Annotated in this window: 19 protein-coding genes; 6 read left to right on the top strand and 13 right to left on the bottom strand. The window is 64.8% G+C overall.

Annotation, left to right across the window (positions count from 1 at the left end; all coding sequences use genetic code 11):
- The first annotated feature begins 22 nt into the window (after positions 1-22).
- On the top strand, positions 23-1,015 hold the full coding sequence (locus GTP41_RS12900) for a LacI family DNA-binding transcriptional regulator (RefSeq protein WP_161025982.1): 993 nt from the start codon (positions 23-25) through the stop codon (positions 1,013-1,015).
- Here GTP41_RS12900 and GTP41_RS12905 read toward each other — a convergent pair.
- From GTP41_RS12905 to ompR, 5 genes are all read right to left on the bottom strand, one after another.
- Positions 1,012-1,704 (bottom strand): YciI family protein, encoded by a 693-nt coding sequence (locus GTP41_RS12905; protein WP_161025983.1) that lies wholly within the window; start codon positions 1,702-1,704, stop codon positions 1,012-1,014. The genes GTP41_RS12900 and GTP41_RS12905 overlap by 4 nt on opposite strands.
- Before the next feature lie 11 nt (positions 1,705-1,715).
- The gene (locus GTP41_RS12910) at positions 1,716-2,141 is read right to left on the bottom strand and encodes a YciI family protein (RefSeq protein ID WP_161025984.1); all 426 of its coding nucleotides are present in this window, start codon (positions 2,139-2,141) and stop codon (positions 1,716-1,718) included.
- Between the two features lie 21 nt (positions 2,142-2,162).
- The gene (locus tag GTP41_RS12915; RefSeq protein WP_202419723.1) at positions 2,163-2,636 is read right to left on the bottom strand and encodes a VOC family protein; all 474 of its coding nucleotides are present in this window, start codon (positions 2,634-2,636) and stop codon (positions 2,163-2,165) included.
- A gap of 112 nt (positions 2,637-2,748) precedes the next feature.
- Positions 2,749-4,095: a sensor histidine kinase family protein gene (locus GTP41_RS12920; protein ID WP_161025985.1), complete on the bottom strand. Its 1,347-nt coding sequence runs from the start codon at positions 4,093-4,095 to the stop codon at positions 2,749-2,751.
- 13 nt (positions 4,096-4,108) lie between these two features.
- Complete coding sequence (ompR, locus tag GTP41_RS12925) at positions 4,109-4,873, bottom strand: osmolarity response regulator transcription factor OmpR (protein ID WP_161025986.1); 765 nt, start codon at positions 4,871-4,873, stop codon at positions 4,109-4,111.
- Between the two features lie 188 nt (positions 4,874-5,061).
- On the opposite strand from ompR, the gene GTP41_RS27150 reads away from it, so the two are divergent.
- From GTP41_RS27150 to GTP41_RS12935, 3 genes are all read left to right on the top strand, one after another.
- Positions 5,062-5,433 (top strand): hypothetical protein, encoded by a 372-nt coding sequence (locus GTP41_RS27150; protein WP_202419735.1) that lies wholly within the window; start codon positions 5,062-5,064, stop codon positions 5,431-5,433.
- A 137-nt stretch (positions 5,434-5,570) separates the two neighbouring features.
- A complete protein-coding gene (locus GTP41_RS12930) occupies positions 5,571-7,463 on the top strand; it encodes a flagellar assembly protein A (protein ID WP_161025987.1) in 1,893 nt (630 codons plus the stop codon).
- 37 nt (positions 7,464-7,500) lie between these two features.
- Positions 7,501-9,354: a flagellar assembly protein A gene (locus GTP41_RS12935; protein WP_161025988.1), complete on the top strand. Its 1,854-nt coding sequence runs from the start codon at positions 7,501-7,503 to the stop codon at positions 9,352-9,354.
- A 74-nt stretch (positions 9,355-9,428) separates the two neighbouring features.
- On the opposite strand, the gene GTP41_RS12940 is transcribed toward GTP41_RS12935, so the two are convergent.
- Positions 9,429-10,463 (bottom strand): HDOD domain-containing protein, encoded by a 1,035-nt coding sequence (locus GTP41_RS12940; protein WP_161025989.1) that lies wholly within the window; start codon positions 10,461-10,463, stop codon positions 9,429-9,431.
- A gap of 156 nt (positions 10,464-10,619) precedes the next feature.
- Here GTP41_RS12940 and GTP41_RS12945 point away from each other — a divergent pair, with 156 nt between their 5' ends.
- Complete coding sequence (locus GTP41_RS12945; protein ID WP_202419724.1) at positions 10,620-11,090, top strand: chemotaxis protein CheW; 471 nt, start codon at positions 10,620-10,622, stop codon at positions 11,088-11,090.
- On the opposite strand, the gene GTP41_RS12950 is transcribed toward GTP41_RS12945, so the two are convergent.
- The 4 genes from GTP41_RS12950 to GTP41_RS12965 all read right to left on the bottom strand — a co-directional run bounded on the left by GTP41_RS12950 (position 11,060) and on the right by GTP41_RS12965 (position 15,533).
- On the bottom strand, positions 11,060-13,027 hold the full coding sequence (locus GTP41_RS12950) for an ATP-binding cassette domain-containing protein (protein WP_161025991.1): 1,968 nt from the start codon (positions 13,025-13,027) through the stop codon (positions 11,060-11,062). The two genes, GTP41_RS12945 and GTP41_RS12950, sit on opposite strands and share 31 nt — an antisense overlap.
- Positions 13,028-13,148: 121 nt before the next feature.
- Positions 13,149-14,039, bottom strand: a complete 891-nt coding sequence (prmB, locus tag GTP41_RS12955; RefSeq protein ID WP_161025992.1) for a 50S ribosomal protein L3 N(5)-glutamine methyltransferase — start codon at positions 14,037-14,039, stop codon at positions 13,149-13,151.
- 10 nt (positions 14,040-14,049) lie between these two features.
- A complete protein-coding gene (dapE, locus tag GTP41_RS12960) occupies positions 14,050-15,183 on the bottom strand; it encodes a succinyl-diaminopimelate desuccinylase (protein WP_161025993.1) in 1,134 nt (377 codons plus the stop codon).
- Positions 15,180-15,533: an ArsC family reductase gene (locus GTP41_RS12965; protein WP_161025994.1), complete on the bottom strand. Its 354-nt coding sequence runs from the start codon at positions 15,531-15,533 to the stop codon at positions 15,180-15,182. Before GTP41_RS12965 ends, dapE begins: the two co-directional genes overlap by 4 nt.
- Before the next feature lie 193 nt (positions 15,534-15,726).
- On the opposite strand from GTP41_RS12965, the gene GTP41_RS12970 reads away from it, so the two are divergent.
- Positions 15,727-16,860, top strand: coding sequence for a matrixin family metalloprotease (locus GTP41_RS12970; RefSeq protein ID WP_161025995.1), 1,134 nt, complete (start codon positions 15,727-15,729; stop codon positions 16,858-16,860).
- Between the two features lie 6 nt (positions 16,861-16,866).
- On the opposite strand, the gene GTP41_RS12975 is transcribed toward GTP41_RS12970, so the two are convergent.
- From GTP41_RS12975 to GTP41_RS12985, 3 genes are read right to left on the bottom strand one after another with little or no spacing between them, the layout of a single operon-like run.
- The gene (locus tag GTP41_RS12975; protein WP_161025996.1) at positions 16,867-17,559 is read right to left on the bottom strand and encodes a hypothetical protein; all 693 of its coding nucleotides are present in this window, start codon (positions 17,557-17,559) and stop codon (positions 16,867-16,869) included.
- Positions 17,556-18,011, bottom strand: a complete 456-nt coding sequence (locus tag GTP41_RS12980) for an acyl-CoA thioesterase (RefSeq protein WP_161025997.1) — start codon at positions 18,009-18,011, stop codon at positions 17,556-17,558. Before GTP41_RS12980 ends, GTP41_RS12975 begins: the two co-directional genes overlap by 4 nt.
- Entirely contained in the window at positions 18,008-18,511 is a 504-nt protein-coding gene (locus GTP41_RS12985) for a hypothetical protein (protein WP_161025998.1), read from the bottom strand. Before GTP41_RS12985 ends, GTP41_RS12980 begins: the two co-directional genes overlap by 4 nt.
- Positions 18,512-18,516 lie beyond the last annotated feature (5 nt).

Below are 18,516 nucleotides of genomic sequence, written 5' to 3' on the forward strand. Positions count from 1 at the left end.
ACTTTTCCAGCTAAGAACCGTAATGAAGAAAAGCGTAGCGACAATTCGCGATGTGGCCGCCGCGGCCGGTGTTTCCACCGCAACCATCTCCAAGTTCGTCAACGGCACGCAGCGTTTTTCGCCCGCAGTGGAGGCCCGCATTTCCAGCGTGATCGCGGAAATGGGCTACCGTTCCAACCCCTTGGCGCAGTCCATGATCACCGGCCGCACCAAGGCCATCGGCTTGTCCGTCCTGGACATCACCAACCCCCATTTCACCAGCGTGGTGAAAGGCGCCAACCGCGTGGCGCAGGAGCACGGCTACACGGTGCTGCTGGTCGATACCGAGGAGACGCAGGGCCGCGAGCGCCAGTTGCTGGAGGCGCTGAGCCGCCGGGTGGACGGCATGATCGTTTATTCGCGCACGGCGGAGGAGGAGATGGACTGGCTGCTGGCGCTGGACCGCCCGGCCGTGTACTTCGGCCGGCCGGAGCAGCTGCAGGTGCCGGCGGTTTCCAGCGACGACCAGCTGGGCGCCTTCATGGTCACGCGCCACCTGCTGACGCAGGGCCACCAGCGCGTGGCCTACCTGAGTTTCGCGTCGTCGCGCCGTGATGTCGAGCGCATGGCCGGGGTGCGCGAGGCGCTGGCGGCGCACGGCCGGGAGCTGACGGTTTTCGAAGTCGAAGCGCCGACCGCCGCTGCCGGCGAGAAGGCCTGTTCGTCCATCCTGCTGGGGCGCCAGCCGCCGGATGCCCTGGTGTGCTTTAACGACCTGACCGCGCTTGGCTTCCTGAAGGCGGCGCAGGTGCTGGGCTTCGGCGTGCCGGAGGATATCTCGGTGGTCGGCTTCGATAATATCCAGTTCGGCAATTTCTCCACGCCGGCGCTGACCAGCGTGGACCTGCAGAGCGAGCGCATGGGCGCGGCCGCCATGCAGAAGCTCCTGGCCATCATCGACGGCCAGGAGGTCGAGCCGCTTACGGTGGTCGACGCGCAACTGGTGCTGCGCGCCTCCACCACGACACGGGCTTAAACAGCCACCTTGCGCAGCTCCACTTCCATATCGCCCGGCACCGGGTAGGGGTAGGCCTTGACCCAGGCGATGACGTCGTCGCGCGACGCCGCGTCCAGGGTCCAATAGCCGGCGATCAGTTCCTTCACCTCGGTGAACGGGCCGTCCGTGATAAAGGGCTTGCCGCCGCTGAACTTGACCCGCGCGCCGCGCGCGGTGGACTTGAGGCCTTCGCCGGAGAGGGCGATACCGGCTTTGACGCCGGCCTGGTTGGCGCGGTTCATCATGTCGATCACCTGCGCCGGCGGTTCCATGTCCGATTCGAACACCGGGTCGGAGCGCAGCAGGATGGCCCAGGCGGTGTGCTTGGGCGCGGCGCCGGTGTCAAAGCCGCAGCAGCCGCCGGGGCAGCCGGCCTCGCGCACTTCCAGCACGGCGCTGCCTTCCGCATCGGCGCTCGGCCAGCGCGCCGCCTGGTCGCGCGCGGCGCGGCCGTCTTCCGCTTCGATGAAGGTGAAGCCGGCCACGCTGACATCGTCGAACGGGCCTTCCTGGTACAGCCACTGGCCGTCGCGGCGGCGCATGCGCAGGCCGCCGTCGGCGCTGGAACGCAGCCACCTGGCACCCGGCACGGCCTGCACCAGTTCAGCGGACGGGAAGCTGTCCAGTTCCGACCCGGCGTCGGATTTGCGAATTACCATGTACTGCATGCCAGTCTCCTTTAGGCGTTGGCGGCCAGTCGGCCGGCGAGGCGTTGTTCCTGCTCGCGCAGCTCGGGGGTGAACTCGGCGCCGAAATCCTCCATCTCGAAGACGCGCCGGATTTCGATGTCCGAATCGCTTTCCATCGGGTTCGGGCAGCGTTTGACCCACTCAATGGCCTCGTCCAGCGACTTGACCTGGATCAGCCAGAAGCCGGCGATCAGCTCCTTGGTTTCCGAGAATGGGCCGTCGATCACGGTGCGCTTGTTGCCCGAGAAGTGGACGCGCGCGCCGCGCGAGCTGGGGTGCAGGCCTTCGCCGGCCAGCAGCACGCCGGCATTCACCAGTTCTTCGTTGAATTTGCCCATGGCTTCCAGCAGCTCGGTGCTTGGCATTTTGCCGGCTTCGGATTCCGGGGTGGCTTTGATGATGAGCATGAATCGCATAGCGGTGTCTCCTTAGGGGGATTATGGTTTGCCGCATTCCGGCATGGTTTTCTGCATTTCTTCCTGCATCTGCTCCGGCGTCAGGTCGCGCTGGTGCGTGGCGATCGACCAGTTGTGGCCGAACGGGTCGACCAGCACGCCGTAACGGTCGCCCCAGAACATGTCGGCCGGCGGCATCTTGGCGCTGGCGCCGGCTTGCACGGCCTGCTGGTAGACGGCGTCAACGTCTTCCACGTACAGGTGCAGGGTGACCGGCGACCCTTTCAGGTGCTTGGGGCCGAAGCAGCCCATGTCGGGGAATTCGTCGACCAACATGATATGCGAATCGCCGATTTTGATCTGGGCGTGCATGATCTTGCCGCCGGGCCCTGGCATACGGGCGCTTTCCACGGCGTTGAAGGCTTTTGTATAGAAAGTGATGGCATCGGCGGCACCGTCGCACACCAGGTGCGGGGTGACCGAGTGCATGTCTTCGGGGATGGCTTTGACAGTCATGGTGTATCTCCGTTGTTGTTGAGAAGTCTGGACACCGTTTTGCGGCCTCCATATTCCCACGACGAACGGCGATGCGCCAGATCGACACGATTGCAGAAGATTTTTTAAAGCTTCAAAGCGCGCGCAAGATGATAGTGAATTTCAAGCCGCCGCCCTCGCGATTGACCACTTCCAGCTGCGCATCATGGCGCGCCAGCACCCGGTCCACAATCGCCAGCCCGAGCCCGGCGCCGTTGGCTTGCCCGCGCGCCGTATCCAGCCGGGTGAACGGTTTCAGCAGCTGCGCAATCTGCGCATCCGGCACGCCCACGCCATGGTCCTGCACCTCGACCACCACCCGCTTGGCGGTATGCATGCCGCGCACGAAGCACTTGATATCAATTTCCGCCACATCCTTGCCCGGCGTCTTGCCATAGCGCCGCGCATTTTCCATCAGGTTGGCGATCACGCGCTTGAGGTCGGTCGAATTGCCCAGCACCTGCGCCTGTTCCGGTAGCTCAGCGGTCACCCGCACATCGGCCTGGCGCCCCACTTCATGCGCGCACTCGGCCAGCAGCGCCGCCATGTCCACATTGATAAAACTGGAAGTCTCGGTCGGCTTGGCGTAATCGAGGAACTGGGCAATGATCGCATCCATCTGCGCGATATCGGACTGCATGCCCTCGCGCGCCTCGCTCGACAGGTTGGCCATTTCCACTTCCAGCTGCATGCGCGCCAGCGGCGTGCGCAAGTCGTGCGAAATGCCGGCCAGGATCACGGCGCGGTCGGACTCGACCTGCTGCAAATCGTCCACCATCTGGTTGAAGCTGCGGTTGGCCTGGCGCACCTCAAGCGGCCCGACTTCGGGCAGCGCTTCCGGGTGGCGGCCCTGGGCCACCTCGCGCGCGGCGGCGGTCAGGCGCTTGAGCGGCAGGTTGATCAGGCCGGAAATCAGGGCGGCGCCCAGCAGCGACACCACCGACACCACGCCGGCCCAGCCCAGCCATTCAACCGATTCGCGCACGCGCTCGCGCTCCAGCATCAGCCAGTAGCGGTCGTCGGCAATCTTGAAGCTGACCCAGTAGCCCGGCACGCCATTCACTTCGGACGAGAAACGGGTGTCGGCGCCCAGCTTGGCCCGCACCAGAGCCTGCGAATCGCGCATCAGGGCGGAATCGGGCGGCGGTTCGACCTGGTCGCTGTCGTCCATGGTGAAGATGCGGATGCCCTCGTCGGACACCAGCTCGAACAGCAGCTCGTTGCGCAGGTCGGGCGCGGAGTGGGTCAGGGCGGCGCGGGTGATGGTCACCACGGACACCACCTGGGCCGCGGTCTGCTGTGCCAGCGGCTCGCGCTGGACGAAGTTGATCACGCCGAACCAGGCGGACATGGAGAGCGTGGTCAGCACGCTCAACAATAAAAAAGTGCGCCAGAACAGGCCGCTGGACAGCGACCCCAGGCGCGGCAGGCGGATTTTCATTGCTGCATCAGGATCAGCGCGGCTGGCCCTCGGGGATGAAGACGTAGCCCAGGCCCCACACCGTCTGGATGTACAGCGGGCTGGACGGGTCCGGCTCGATCAGCTTGCGCAGGCGCGAAATCTGCACGTCCAGGCTGCGGTCGAACACTTCGTACTCGCGGCCGCGCGCCAGTTCCATCAGCTTTTCGCGCGATAGCGGCTGGCGCGCGTGGCGGGCAAACACTTTCAAGACCGAGAATTCGCCGGTGGTCAGGGGCACGGTTTCGCCGTTTTTCTTCAGCGTGCGCGTGCCCAGGTCCAGCACGAACTGACCGAACTCGAAGGTTTGCGGGTGTTCCGACGGCGCGCCCGGGATTTCGTCCGGCTGCTTGCGGCGCAGCACGGCGCCGATGCGGGCCACCAGCTCGCGCGGGTTGAAAGGTTTGGGCAGGTAGTCGTCGGCGCCCATTTCCAGGCCCACGATGCGGTCCACGTCCTCGCCCTTGGCGGTCAGCATGATGATTGGGGTCTGGTCGCCGGCGCCGCGCAGGCGGCGGCAGATCGACAGGCCGTCTTCGCCCGGCAGCATCAGGTCCAGCACCAGCAGGTCGTAGCGCTCGCGCAGCCAGAGCTTGTTCATGGCGGTGGCGTTTTCGGCGGTGACGACGTTAAATCCCTGTTCGGTCAGGTAGCGGCGCAGCAGGTCGCGCAGGCGGACGTCATCGTCCACCACCATGATCTTGGCCTGGTGGCCGGTCTGGCCGCCGGTGGCGGCTGGCGGGGTAGTGGTGGTAGTCATATTGGGCTTTGTTGATCTTGTTGAATTGTCAGATGCATGTCGCTATGGTAACGTCATAATCGTTGCCGGGGCCACCCCGGAGAAAACTCATTACAAATTCTTACAAACTTTACCCCGGCGCTCTTACTATAGGAAGTAGGAGCGCATACACTGCGGGCATGGATACGGCTAGTACGACGAGGACGGCAATGAAATTCGGTGCAAAATCAGGTTTGGGCAAGGCGGCAGCAGCGCTCTGTGCTGGCCTGTGCTGTACCGTGATGGCCAGCGCCCAGGCGCAGTCGGACCCGCAAAACAACCAGCCGCGCAAGGAGGGCCGGCGCGACTTCCGCGACCTGCGCGATGCGCGCGAGTCGCGCGACAGCCGCTGGGGCGATGCCCGCGATCCGCGTTCTTTCGAAGCACGCGCGGAAGAACAGCGCCGCTTAATGGAAGAAAATAATAGCAATGCCGAAGCCTCGCGCCGCATGGGCCGCATGACGGCCGACGAGCGCCGCGACCTGCGCCGCCAGATTAACGAAGCAGGCCAACAAGTCTATTCCTTGCCGCCCAAGCGCTAGGAATGTGACATTTACGTAACGCTACGAAAGCTTTTGGTCTGTTAATCCTCCGATTTTTGATGTTTTGCGTGTAATATTGATTGCCCGCAAGACATCGCGCCCCGGCGCGCCCAAAAATAGGGCTCTGGAGGAAAGCTTTGTCCCAAACCGTACAACAGCAGGATAGTGCCGGCACCATGCCGGAAGGCGTGGTCGCGCGGCCCGACGGGGTCTTTCTCGACCTGCGCCGCCTTGCGCCGGAACTGGTGGGGGCGGTCGACGCCCTGTTCCGCAGCGGCTATGTGCTGCGCGGCCTGGACTACCCGGTGCTGGCGCGCGCCCTGTACGACGTGGGGCCGGAGCTGGCCCCGAATGCCGAGCTGCTGGCGCGCATCGCCGACCGGGTCGAGCCATTCCCGGCGCTGCGCAAGACGCTGTACCGCAACGTCAAGGTGCGCGACGGCGAAGCCGAATACTTCGTGGAACCGATTTACCTGCCGGCCGAGGAATTGCCGGATGGCACCCTGTTGCCGGAGCGCCAGGCCGAGCTCGATTTCGACGAGTTCGTGGCCGATATGTGGCTGAAGAATGTGCGCTTCGGCATCCAGGTGGCCGAGGTGCGCGCCGCGCTGGCCGCGCCCAAGGGCGAGCGGGTGGTGGCGGCGCGCGACCTGGAGCCGACCCCGGCGCAGGATGCGCAAGTGGTGGAGGTGGCATCCGAGCTGCACCGCAGCGATGCCCCGCGCCAGCGCGCCGACGGCACGGTGGACCTGACCAGCTTCCAGAACCGTTTCCCGCAAATCAAGCAGGGCATGCGCATGCTGCAAAAGCTGCCCGGCAAGGCGGGCGCGCCGGGCCGCACCATCGGCGGCCAGCCCATGCCGGCCCTGCAACCGGGCGACGTCGATTTGCAGCGCTTGGCCGGCGAGGGCACCCTGATCGCGCGCGATGCCGAGGGCGAGTTCCTGGTGGCGGCGCGCGAAGGGTTCCTGGACGTGGACCCGAAAAGCGGCAAGGTGGCGCTGAGCGACAAGATCATCAGCCGCGACGGCGTGTCCGGCCGCACCACCGGCAACCTGGAATTGATGGGCGCCTTTGAGGAGTTTGGCGACGTGCAGGAGCTGCGCGACGTCAACGGCTGCGACATCACCGTGCACGGCGACGTGTTTGGCAATATCCACTCGAGCGGCGGCACGATTGTGCTGGGCCGCAACCTGGTGGGCGGCAAGGCCATCAATGCCAAGGGCGATATCACGGTGCTCGGCGTCGCCTCCGGCGCCATCATCCAGACTGCCAGCGGCACCGTTACCATCAAGGGCCGCGCGGAAAGCTGCGTCATCAGCGCGCCGCGGGTGGTGATAGCCGAAGCTTCCAATTGCGAAGTCTTCGCGGACGAGGTGGAGATCGAGCTGGCCGTGGGCTGTGCGGTGGCCGGGCGCAGCGTCAAGGTGGAAAGCGCCGGACCGCGCAAGAGCAGCGAAATGTTCGTCTACGTGGTGGTCAAGGATGTGGCCGGCCACGAGGCCGAGCTGGAGGCGCTGCAGAAACAGAGCGCCAAACAGGAAGCCGACATCGCCCTCTGGCGCGCCGAGCATGACCGCCTGAACGGGCTGGCCGAGGTGCGCAGCTACCTGACCCTGGCGGAAAAGCTGCGCAAGGGCGAAATCCAGCTGACGCCGGCCCAGGTCCCGCAACTGAAAAAAGTCGCCGCCGCCGTGGCGCCGCAGGTGAAAGCCATCGGCCAGCTGCTGCAGTCGATCCGCACCACGGAAGACGCCCTGGCCGGCGCCCGCGCCCGGCGCGACGAACTGGAAGCGCTCAAGCGTGACGCGGCGGCACGCTCCTCGGTGCGCGTCATGCTGGTCGATGGCGAAGTGCTGGTGCGCACGCTGCCCCTGGGCGACGCCACGGCCGGCAATTTCATGGCACAGTCCAAGGATTACAAGGCCATGCTGCGCGGGCCGAGACTGGACAGCCTGACCATCTTCACCGGCACCAGTGGCTCGGTATCCTGGCACGGCGCCGCGCCGGTTGAGGCGGTACCGGGCTAGCCGTACCATGGCGCAAGACCATCTCCCGGGAGACAACGTGCCTGCAGACGCTGCTGCCGCCGCACCACAGGCTGGCGATCTGCCATCGGCCCTGGTGCAGCGCGCCGATGGCGTTTATTTCAAGGCGGAAGTGGCTCCCGCCTTGCTGCAGGCTGCCGCCAACCAGGTCTTTCTTTCCGGCGCCTACTTCCGTGGCATTGATTACGGCGTGTTCATCCGCGCTCTGTACGGGGTCGGTCCCGAGCTGCCGGAAGGCATGAAAGGCCAGCCGCTGTGGCGTATCGCCGACGAGATCGCGCCTTTCCCCAGTGCCCGCCGCGAGCTGTACAAATCGGTGCGCATCGTGGGCGGCGAGGCGGAATACTATTTCGAGCCGGTGTTCCTTGAAATCGAAGGCAACCCGCCCACGCCGGCCCAGCTCGACTTCGGCGAGTTCGTGGCCGATATGTGGAGCAAAGGCATACGCTTCGGCATCGACGCCCCGGTAGTGCGCGAGGCGATCGCCAGCGGCCGCGTGGCACGCGTGATCGTGGCGCGCAAGCTGCCGGCGGCGCCGGGGCGCGACGCCGCCATCGTCGAAGTCTCGGAGAGCATCCACCGGTCCAATGCACCGCGCCTGCTGGCCAATGGCCGCTTCGACCTGCACACCTTCCAGAACCGCTTCCCGCAAGTGAAGGCGCAGGTGCGCCTGCTGCGCAAGGAACCGGCGGTGCCGGGCGTGCGCGGCTTCGAACTGTCCGGCATCGTGCTGGAAGCGCCGCCGCCGCGCGATGTGGAACTGACCAGCGTGGCCGGCGAAGGCACGCTGGTGTTGCATATCGACGACACCGACTACCTGGTGGCATCGGTGGAGGGGTTCCTCAATGTCGACAGCAAGAGCAAGCGCATTTCCATCGGCCCCAAGATCGTCAGCCGCGAAGGCGTGTCGGTGCGCACCACCGGCAACCTGCAGCTGGAGGGCGACTACGAGGAGTTCGGCGAAGTGCAGGAGCAGCGCGTGGTGGAGGGCGGCAATATCACGGTGCACGGTGACGTCTTCGGCAACATCAGTTCGCGCGGCGGCACCATCGCGCTGCTGAAGAACCTGATGGGCGGCAGCGCCGCCAACGCCAATGGCAACATCCGCGTGGCCGGCGTCGCCTCCGGCGCGGTGCTGCAGGCGAAAAAGGGCGAAGTCGTGCTGGGCAAGGCGCAGAACTGCGTGATCACCGGCGCGCGCGTCATCATCACCGAAGCGCTCAACTGCGAAATCATCGCCGACGAAGTGCTGATCAAGCTGGCCGCCGGCTGCGCGATCGCCGCGCGCCGCATCGAGATCGATGCCGCCGGCCCGCGCAAGCAGGCCGAGATGCAGCTGCACGTGCTGCTGCCCGATACCACCAAGTACGACGAAAAGCTGGCCGAATGCGCCGCCCGCGCCGAGCGCAACGCGCAGCAGGCCGCGCGCTGCAAGGAGCAGATGGATGCCCTCATGGCCGAACAGGAGCTGCGCAACTACATGCAGCTGGCCAGCAAAGTGCGCAAGCAGGAAGTCACGCTGAACCAGGAGCAACTGGCACTGTTCCAGAAGATGGCGCTGAAAGCCGGTCCCTCGCTGAAGATGATCGCGCGCCTGCAGGTGGAGATGAAGGAAGCGCAAGTCGCGCAACAGAAAGAGCTGATCCTCAGCGAACAAGTCCAGCAGCAGAAGCTGATGATCATTGGCAGCGCGCGCTGCACGATACGGCAGATTTTCGGCGACACCACGGTGCGCAAGATGATCTTCAACCCCGACCTCGGTCCCGCCTACCTGCTGCCGCCCAAAGAGGTCAAGGCGCGCCTGCGCAGCGCCCTCGGCAACCAGCCCCCGCTCCACACCGCCCCCAACGGCGACTTCGACTGGAGCGCATAGGAAATTCGGGGTCAGGTCTGACAATCGGACATTTTGCTGCGCAAAATGTCCGATTGTCAGACCTGACCCCGAATTTAAATCAGCGCCGCATAGCAGGGCATCGCCCCCAGCGGCAGCCCGTGGAACAGATTGTTCTCGGAATCATTCAGCTTGCCATGCGCCGCCAGCAGCCGGATCTTGGCCAGATAGTCGCCCAAGGCCAGCACGCGCGCCATCGGCGAGAGCGCTCCGCCTTTGCGCACATCACCCTGCTCGCGGATCGCTTGCGTAATGGCGGGCGGGAAGCGCCAGGCTTCGGCAATGCCGGCGGAAATGGCGCGCGCTTCCTGTATCAGGCGGGCGCGGAACATGGCGGAGCCCAGCGTGCCGGGTACGTTGGTCGTGCTGTCCATTACCCGCAGTGCTGTCAGCAGGCCGGCGTTTTGCACCAGCCCGGCCAGGAAGGCTTCGAACGGGTCGACGCCGAATTCCGGCGCCAGCATGCGGCAGGCGACCGCGCTCTTTTCCGATTGCTCCCAGATGCGCGGCGCCATCAGCTTGGTGTAGTAGCCGGAGTTGAGGTCGATGATGGGGCGGAAGGCGACTGTGGTGATGAGCTGGCGCAGCCCTTCCTGGCCGACCACGATGACGGCGTGTTCGACGCTGTTAATGGTGGTGGCGTCGCCGCTGTGCTGGATGGCGGCGTTGGCCAGGCGCAGCACGGAACCGACCAGCACCAGGTCGTTGGAAATCTTGCGCGCGATGTCGGCGCCGGCGAAGTTTTCGCTGCGCAGGCTTTGCAGCAGCTGCGGGATCACGCCCGGCATGCGGCGCAGCATGTCGGCGGCGCTGTGGCCGGACTTGGCGGCCATGATCAGTTCGTGCAGCACGCGGCCTTCGGGCGGCGTGGTGTCGAGCGAGTCGCCGGCGGGCAGGGCGAACAGCCAGTGCTGGTAGGCGGAGTTGACCAGGTCCTTCTGTTCGAAATCGGGTCCGCCTTCCACGGCGGGCGACAGGATGGGGGCGGGCGGCGTGGTGCTTTCCTGGACTGCGGGCTGGGGCGCGCTCGGTGCGTCCGGCGGCGGGACGCTGTCAGGTTTGGCGAGCAGTCGCTTCAGCCATTGATACATGGGTGCTTTTCCAGGCAATTGTTATGAAAGCATTGTAGCCCACGCGGCAACCTTTGAGGATGCTCAAACTGCTTGCTGTTGCGTAACGGTACGATGGAACAGCGTATCGGCGCATCAGCCGGTTTGGCCGGCATCGGCCGGAATCAGAGGAGCATTATGGAAGCCGACCTGCGACAGTACCTGACCTTCCGCCTGGGCGGCCTTGAGTATGCGCTGGACTATCGCCGCGTGCAGGAGCTGCGTCCTTTGAGCGCGCTGGAGCGGGTGGCGTCCGGCGGCGAGATCGTGGAGGGCGTGGCCTTGTCGCGCGGGGTCATCATGCCGATCGTGGATATGCGGGTGGCCTTCGGTCCGCGTCCGCCGGCGCATGATCCGTGCACGGATGTGATCATCCTGCAGCTGTCCACCTGCATCATGGGCATGGTGACCGATGGCGTGACCGATTTGATTAGCTTGCCGGCGTCGGCCATCCACCCCCTGCCGCATGTGGGCGAGGAGGTGGATTACCTGCTGGGCATGGGCCGCTTCGGCGAGCGGCGCCTGATCGTGCTCGATATCGACCGCCTGATGGCGGTGCGCAATGCGATGCGGCCGCGTCAGGCGGCCAGCGCTTCCAGCTGCTCCTGAAGCTCGAGCCATTCGCCTTCCAGCTGCTCCAGCTCTTTGGTGCATTCGACCTGGTCGGCCAGCAGGGTTTTCAGCTTGGGCTTGTTGTCCGCTTCGTAGATGGCGGGATCGGCCAGGGCGGCGTCGATCGCGGTCTTCTGCTCGCTGCGCTGGGCCATGGCGGCTTCCACCTTCTTCAGGCGGTTTTCCAGCGGCTTGCGCTGGGCCGACAGGCGCTGGCGCTGCTCGGCTTCCAGGCGCTTTTGCTCCTTGCGGTCGGCGGCCGACAGCGGCACCTCCTCGGCGGCAGCCGGGCCGGCGCCGCCGGCCTGCGCGGCGGCTGCTGCGGCGGCAGGCTTGGCCAGCTTGGTTTGCAGCAGCCAGTCCTTGTATTCATCCAGGTCGCCGTCGAACGGGCGCAGGCGGCCGTTCTCGACGATGATGAATTCCTCGGTGGTGGCGCGCAGCAGGTGGCGGTCGTGGGACACCACCAGCAGCGTGCCTTCAAACTGCGCCAGCGCGTCGGTCAGCGCCTCGCGGGTTTCCAGGTCCAGGTGGTTGGTCGGTTCGTCCAGCAGCAGCAGGTTGGGGCGCTGCCACACGATCAGGGCCAGCGCCAGACGCGCCTTTTCGCCGCCGGAGAACGGCGCGATCTTGCTGGTCACCATCTCGCCCGGGAAGTTGAAGCTGCCCAGGAAGTTGCGCAGTTCCTGCTCGCGCACGGTCGGCGCCATTTTCTGCAAGTGCCACAGCGGCGATTCGTCGTGGCGCAGCATCTCCACCTGGTGCTGGGCGAAGTAGCCGATCACCAGGCCCTTGCCGGTGGTGGCGGTACCGGTCAGCGGGTCGATGTCGCCGGCGATGGTTTTGATCAGCGTCGATTTACCGGCGCCGTTCACGCCCAGCAGGCCGATACGCTGGCCTTGCACGAGCGAGAAAGTAACGCCGCGCACGATGGTCTTGTCGCCCTGGTCGGTATGGTAGCCGCAGTTCACGTCTTCCAGCACCAGCAGCGGATTGGGCGCGCTGACCGGCTCGCGGAATTCGAAGCTGAATTCGGCGGCGGCGCGCAGCGGGGCCAGTTCTTCCATCCGGGCCAGCTGCTTCATGCGCGACTGCGCCTGGCGCGCCTTGGTGGCCTTGGCCTTGAAGCGGTCGATGAACGATTGCAGGTGGGCGCGGGCGCGCTGCTGCTTCTCGATGGCGGAGGCCTGCAGCACCAGCTGCGCGGCGCGCTGGCGCTCGAAGCTGGAGTAGTTGCCGGAGTAGCGTTTCAGCTTGCGTTCGTCGATGTGGACGATCACGTTCACGATCTCGTCGAGGAAATCGCGGTCGTGGGAAATGATGATCAGGGTGCCGGGGTAGCGCTTCAGCCAGTCTTCCAGCCAGATGATCGCGTCCAGATCCAGGTGGTTGGTCGGTTCATCGAGCAACAGCAGGTCGGATGGGCACATCAGCGCTTGCGCCAGGTTCAGGCGCATACGCCAACCGCCGGAGAAGCTGGCCACCGGCTGCTGCATCTGGTCCAGCGAGAAGCCCAGGCCGAGCAGCAGCTGTTCGGCGCGCGACTGCACGGTGTAGGCGTCGGCATCGGCCAGCTCGGTGTGGAGGTGGGCGATTTCGATGCCGTGTTCCTGCGCGTCGGGCAAGGCTTCCAGGCGCGCCAGGTCATCCTGCAGTTGGCGCAGGTGGGCGTCGCCGTCGATGGCGTAGTCGATGGCGGTGCGCGGCAGGGCAGGGGTTTCCTGCGCCACGTAGGCCATGCGCCAGCTTTTCGGGAAGTCGATGTCGCCCAGGTCCGGGTGCAGCTCGTTGCGCAGCATGCCGAACAGGCTGGATTTGCCGGCGCCATTGGCGCCGATCAGGCCGATCTTGTCGCCCGGGTTCAGGGTCAGGTCGGCGGATTCCAGCAGCGGCTTCAAGCCGCGCATCAGGCTGACGTTGGTGAGGCGGATCATTTATTTGGTCGTTTCTTTAAAACCGGTAAGTCGATGTCTGACCCGCAGGGTCAGACACCATGGCCTGCGGGAGTCGCGTATCTGGTGTCTGACCCTGTGGGTCAGACACCGGGTTACCGGTTTACAGTTTCAGTTGGTCAGCGGTGAGCAGGAACACCATATCATCGCCCTGGCTGGTGGTCAGCCAGGTCAGCCCCAGGTGGCCGAATGCGGCTTCCGCGAATTCCTTCTCATTGCCGATTTCAACGATCAGCAAGCCGTCATCGGTCAAACGCTCAGCCGCGCCCTCGATGATCTTGCGCACCAGATCCATGCCGTCCGCGCCGCCATCGAGCGCGATTTGCGGCTCGTGCAGGTATTCCTGCGGCAGCTTGGACATGGAGGAAGAATTCACATACGGCGGATTGGTGATGATCAGGTCATACTTCTTACCCGCCGGGACATTCGCGTACAGATCCGACTGGATCAGGTTCACGCGCTTGGCCAGCTCGTACTTATCCACGTTCTTGCGCGCCACCTCCAGCGCATCGCCGGAGATATCGACCGCATCGACTTCCGCATCCGGGAAAGCGTCAGCCATCATGATCGACAGGCAGCCGGAGCCGGTGCACAGTTCCAGGATGTTCGACACGCTCTCCGCGTCATTCACCCACGGCGCGAAATAGTTCGGGATCAGTTCCGCGATAAACGAGCGCGGAACGATCACGCGTTCATCCACGTAGAAGTTGTACGTGCCCAGCCACGCTTCTTTGGTGATGTAGGCGGCCGGCACGCGCTCGCTGGCGCGGCGCTCGATCACCGCCAGCACCTCGGCCACTTCTTCCGGCTGCAGGCGCGCGTCCATGAACGGCTCCAGGCGGTCCAGCGGCAGGGACAGGGTGTGCAGGGTCAGGTAGGCGGCTTCGTCGTAAGCCTCGGCGCTGCCGTGGCCGAAGAACAGCTTGGCCTTGTTGAAACGGGTGACGGCGTGGCGAATCAGGTCGCGCGGGGTCGTGTACAGGGTAGTATCCATAGTGTTCTTCTTAAGCCAGGAGGTTTTCCAGTGTGCGGCGGTAAATGTTCTTCAGCGGGTCGATGAAACGCACTTCAATGTGCTCGTCGATCTTGTGGATGCTGGCATTCGGGGGGCCAAATTCTATCACCTGGGGGCAGATCTGGGCGATGAAGCGCCCGTCGGAGGTGCCGCCGGTGGTGGACAGTTCGGTGTCGATGCCGGTTTCATCCTTGATGGCGTGGCACAGCGCTTCGGACAGCGTGCCGCGCGGCGTCAGGAAGGGCAGGCCGGACAGGGTCCAGTCGATATGGTAATCCAGGCCGTGCTTGTCGAGGATGGCGTGCACGCGCTCGCGCAGGCCTTCATGCGTGGAGGCGGTCGAGAAGCGGAAGTTGAAGTCGATATGCAGCTCGCCCGGGATCACATTGTTGGCGCCAGTGCCGCCCTTGATGTTCGACATCTGCCAGGAGGTCGGCAGGTAGTACTCATTGCCGTTGTCCCAGACTTCCGCCACCAGGTCGGCCAGCGCTGGCGCGGCCAGGTGGATCGGGTTCTTGGCCAGTTGCGGGTAGGCGATGTGGCCCTGCACGCCCTTGATGGTCAGGATGCCGGACAAGGAACCACGGCGGCCATTCTTGATCATGTCGCCCAGGGTCTTGTCGGAAGTCGGCTCGCCGACGATGCAATAGTCGATCGCTTCGCCGCGCGCGCGCAGCTTTTCCACCACCTTGACGGTGCCGTCTACCGCCGGGCCTTCCTCGTCGGAGGTGATAAGGAAGGCGATCGAGCCCTTATGGCCAGGGTGCGCGGCCAGGAATTCCTCGCAGGCGACCACCATGGCGGCGATCGATGTCTTCATGTCCGCCGCGCCCCGGCCGTACAGCTTGCCGTCGCGGTGGGTCGGGTAGAAGGGCTCCGACGACCACTTCTCGCGCGGGCCGGTCGGCACCACGTCGGTATGGCCGGCGAACACCAGCACCGGGCTTTCGCTGCCCTTGCGCGCCCACAGGTTGGTCACTTCGCCGGAAATGATGGTCTCGCAGTGGAAGCCCAGCGGCTCCAGCCACGACTTCAGGTGGTCCTGGCAGCCCTTGTCGTCCGGCGTGACGGATTCGCGGCCCAGCAGCTTCTCGGTCAGGTCGAGGGTACGGGACGCGCTCATGCTGCGAAGATTTCCTGGTACATGGCGTCGTTAAAGCCGACATGGGCTTGTGCGCCGGCGCCGACCAGCACCGGGCGCTTGATCACGGACGGGTTTTCCAGCATCAGGGCGACAGCGGCATCGGCATTGGTGACGGCGGCTTTGCGCTCGTCGGGCAGGGCGCGCCAGGTGGTGCCTTTTTTATTGACCAGCACTTCCCAGTCCAGGGTGTTCAGCCAGGCGCGCACGGTGGCTTCGTCCAGGCCCTGCTTCTTGAAATCGTGGAAGGTGAAGTCGTGCTGCTGGCCGGCCAGCCATACGCGGGCTTTCTTGACGGTGTCGCAGTTCGGGATGCCGTAGAGGGTAATCATTCAGTAAATATTGTTGTGCGGGGGAGGCCTGGCGGCCGAAGGACGACATTATATCCCGCTGCGGCGGTGCTTTCCTGGCAATTGGCATTTCGACCCGGAGTGCACACTGACCTTCGCACAGTTGAGTTTTCGTTGACGTGTGGCAACTATCGCGGAATACTGGGCTTTCGATTTACTAGCTTTGCGAGCAGCCATGGCAACCGTTTCCCAAGTCCGCAGCACCACACTTTCCGGCCTGAACTACATCGACTCCCTGCTGGGCAACCTGCCCAACTGGAACTACCAGACTGCGGGCGGCAATACCCTGTACTACACCTTTTCCGTCGCCAGCGGCGTGGAAACGGGTAACAGCGCGATCCTGAGCGCGCCCAAGGCGTTCTCGGTGGCGCAGCAAACGGCGACGCGCGAGGCGATGGCGTATGCCGCCAAGCTGACCGGCATTAATTTCGTTGAAACCAGCAACGGCGCGGCGGCGCAGGTGCACTTTGCCAATGCCAATATCAGCGGCAGCTATACCACCGGCCTGGCCAGCAATAAGTACAGCTACTCGTATATGAGCGACGGCACGGTGACCAAGTTCGCGGCGCAGTCCTATGTCTACCTGGATAACGCGGAGTGGGCAACGAAGAACGCCAACCTGGCCAAGGGTACGCAGGGCTATGAAACGCTGCTGCATGAAATCGGCCACATGCTGGGCCTGAAGCATTCCTTCGACGGTACGGTGAAGCTGCCGGCGGCGCAGGACAATACCGCCAACACGCTGATGTCCTATACCCACGTGGGCGGGTTCTACTCCACGTTCAAAGAGTTCGACGTGGCGGCGCTGAAGTGGCTGTACGGCGGCGATGGCCTGGCCGGTACGCTGGGCGTGAATTCGGCCACGGGCGGGCGCTATTTCGCCGGCACCAGCGCAGCCAACACGCTGACCGGCACCGCTGCCAACGACAAGCTGGAAGGCGGGCTGGGTAACGACGTGCTGAATGGTGGCGCCGGCAACGATATCGCGGTGTTCAACGGCGCCAGCACGGCTTTCAGTGTGCTGCGCACCGGCACCAGTAGCTGGCAGGTCTCCGGCCTGGAGGGCGTGGATTTGTTGAGCAATATCGAAGTGCTGCAGTTCACCGACCGCAGCATCGCGCTGACCGCCAACGCAACCATCGTCGCCGCCACCGGCGCGACAACCGCTACCGCGACGACCGCGAGCGGCGCCACGGGTTTGGCATCGACTGTGTCGAAGATGATTGAGGTCGCGGGCGACGATCATCACGTGCAACTGGTCGGGCAACGCAGCCACGCGATGCACGATATGGACCACGCCTTGATCTGAGCCGCCTCAGCCTACGCTGGGTTCCGGCCCGGGGGGCAGGAACTCCAGCGCGAGATTGTCCCGCACAAGGGGTGCCCATTGGCGCCAGCTGAAAAAGGCGCTGGGGTGGCGGATGAAGAGCAGCTCAAGCTGGGCGTTCCCCATTTGCAGCGTGGCCCGCCTGGCTCCCAGTGTTCCAGCATCGCGCAGCACGCAAGCGTGCCCGCTCTGTTCGGCAGCCGACTCCAGTGCCTTTAGCTTGCTGTGTTCAAGTCCGTACACGAGGCACTGCTTTACTTCCATCAGCTGGCAAAGGGCGAATAGTTCGCGCCAGCCAGCCTGATACTCCGCCTGCGTGGGCCGGCGGCGGCGCGAAGAGAGCGGCACCAGCACCAGGTTGTGGTAGGCCACATTGGTCCAAAACCCGTATTTTTGCCGGTCGCTTGGCTTGCGGCAGGCAAAGAGTGCGCGCTCGATATTCCGCACATAGCGTGAATCGCGCCGCAACGCCATGGCATGGTTGGTATGCGTGACGCGCAGGCCGTCGGCACGGCTATAGCGCTCGCGCGCCTCCGGGCTCCACATATAGATGCTTTCGCCGACAATCATGGTGCGTACCGGTGATTCGGCGAACGCGCAGCCGACCCAGGGCCACCATGGCAAGGACTTCCGTGCCGCGAACTGCTGGTCGTAGCGCGTATCGATCGGGCTCGCGGTCATTGTTCCTGCCGAATGGCGGGCAAGTAGATCTCCGCAAATTCCGGCGGCAGGCGTTTGGGGCGTCCGCTGGAGAGCTCGATGCACACCAGGTCCCAGCGCGCCCGCAGCACCGTGGCGTTGTCGCGCTGGCGCACCAGCTGGAAGCAGCGCTGCATCGACAGCGCGCTATCGCCCGGCAGCAGCCAGGTGCCCAGCAACAGTTCTTCGCCCGCGTTGGTGGCGTAGATGTAATCAAACTCGCTGCGGCGGATCGCCATGCCGCGATCAAGGCGCTTGTAGTCGGCTAGCGTCAGGCCCAGCGCATGGGAATGCGCCCAGCCGGCTTCTTCGCACCAGCGCACGTAGACCGCGTTGTTGGTGTGGTCCAGGCCATCGATATCGGCCGCTTGCGGCGTAACCGGCAGGATGAAGGGCGCCGGCCTGTCCCAGATGCTGCCCGGGGTGGCGCTCATGCGCTCTTCCGGCGCCGGGTGGCGATGGCGATGCAGTAGCGCGGCACGTGATAGAACAGGGCGCCCACGGCGGCAAAGATGCATGCCGCGATCATCGGCAGGATGGGGCCGAAAACAAAACACATGCCTGCGACAAAGCCAAGCACACATTCGGCGCGATAGATCGGGTAAGCGAGCGCAATCAATGGCAGCGCCATGACCATGTAGCCCGGCGCCTCGGGCCAGCTGCTGCGGAAGAAGGCCGACAGGCCGATACCAAACAGCAGGGCGAGCGCAAAGCCGGCCGGTATGGCGCGGGTGCCGGCGGCGCTGCGCCGTTCCATGCGTCCACCCAGGAACCAGGCCAGGGCCGGCAACGTCGCCAGGCCCCACCAGTTGGAGATGGACGGCAGGTCCGGTTGCGCCAGCAGGTGGTGGCTAAGCACGCCGCCGTTGAGGTATTCCCAGGTGATGGTTGCCGCAACCAGGAGTGCGGCGCCTGCCGCGAGCTTGATGCGCATGGCGA

Origin of the sequence: Pseudoduganella guangdongensis (assembly GCF_009857475.1) — a bacterium.
GTDB lineage: Bacteria > Pseudomonadota > Gammaproteobacteria > Burkholderiales > Burkholderiaceae_D > Rugamonas > Rugamonas guangdongensis.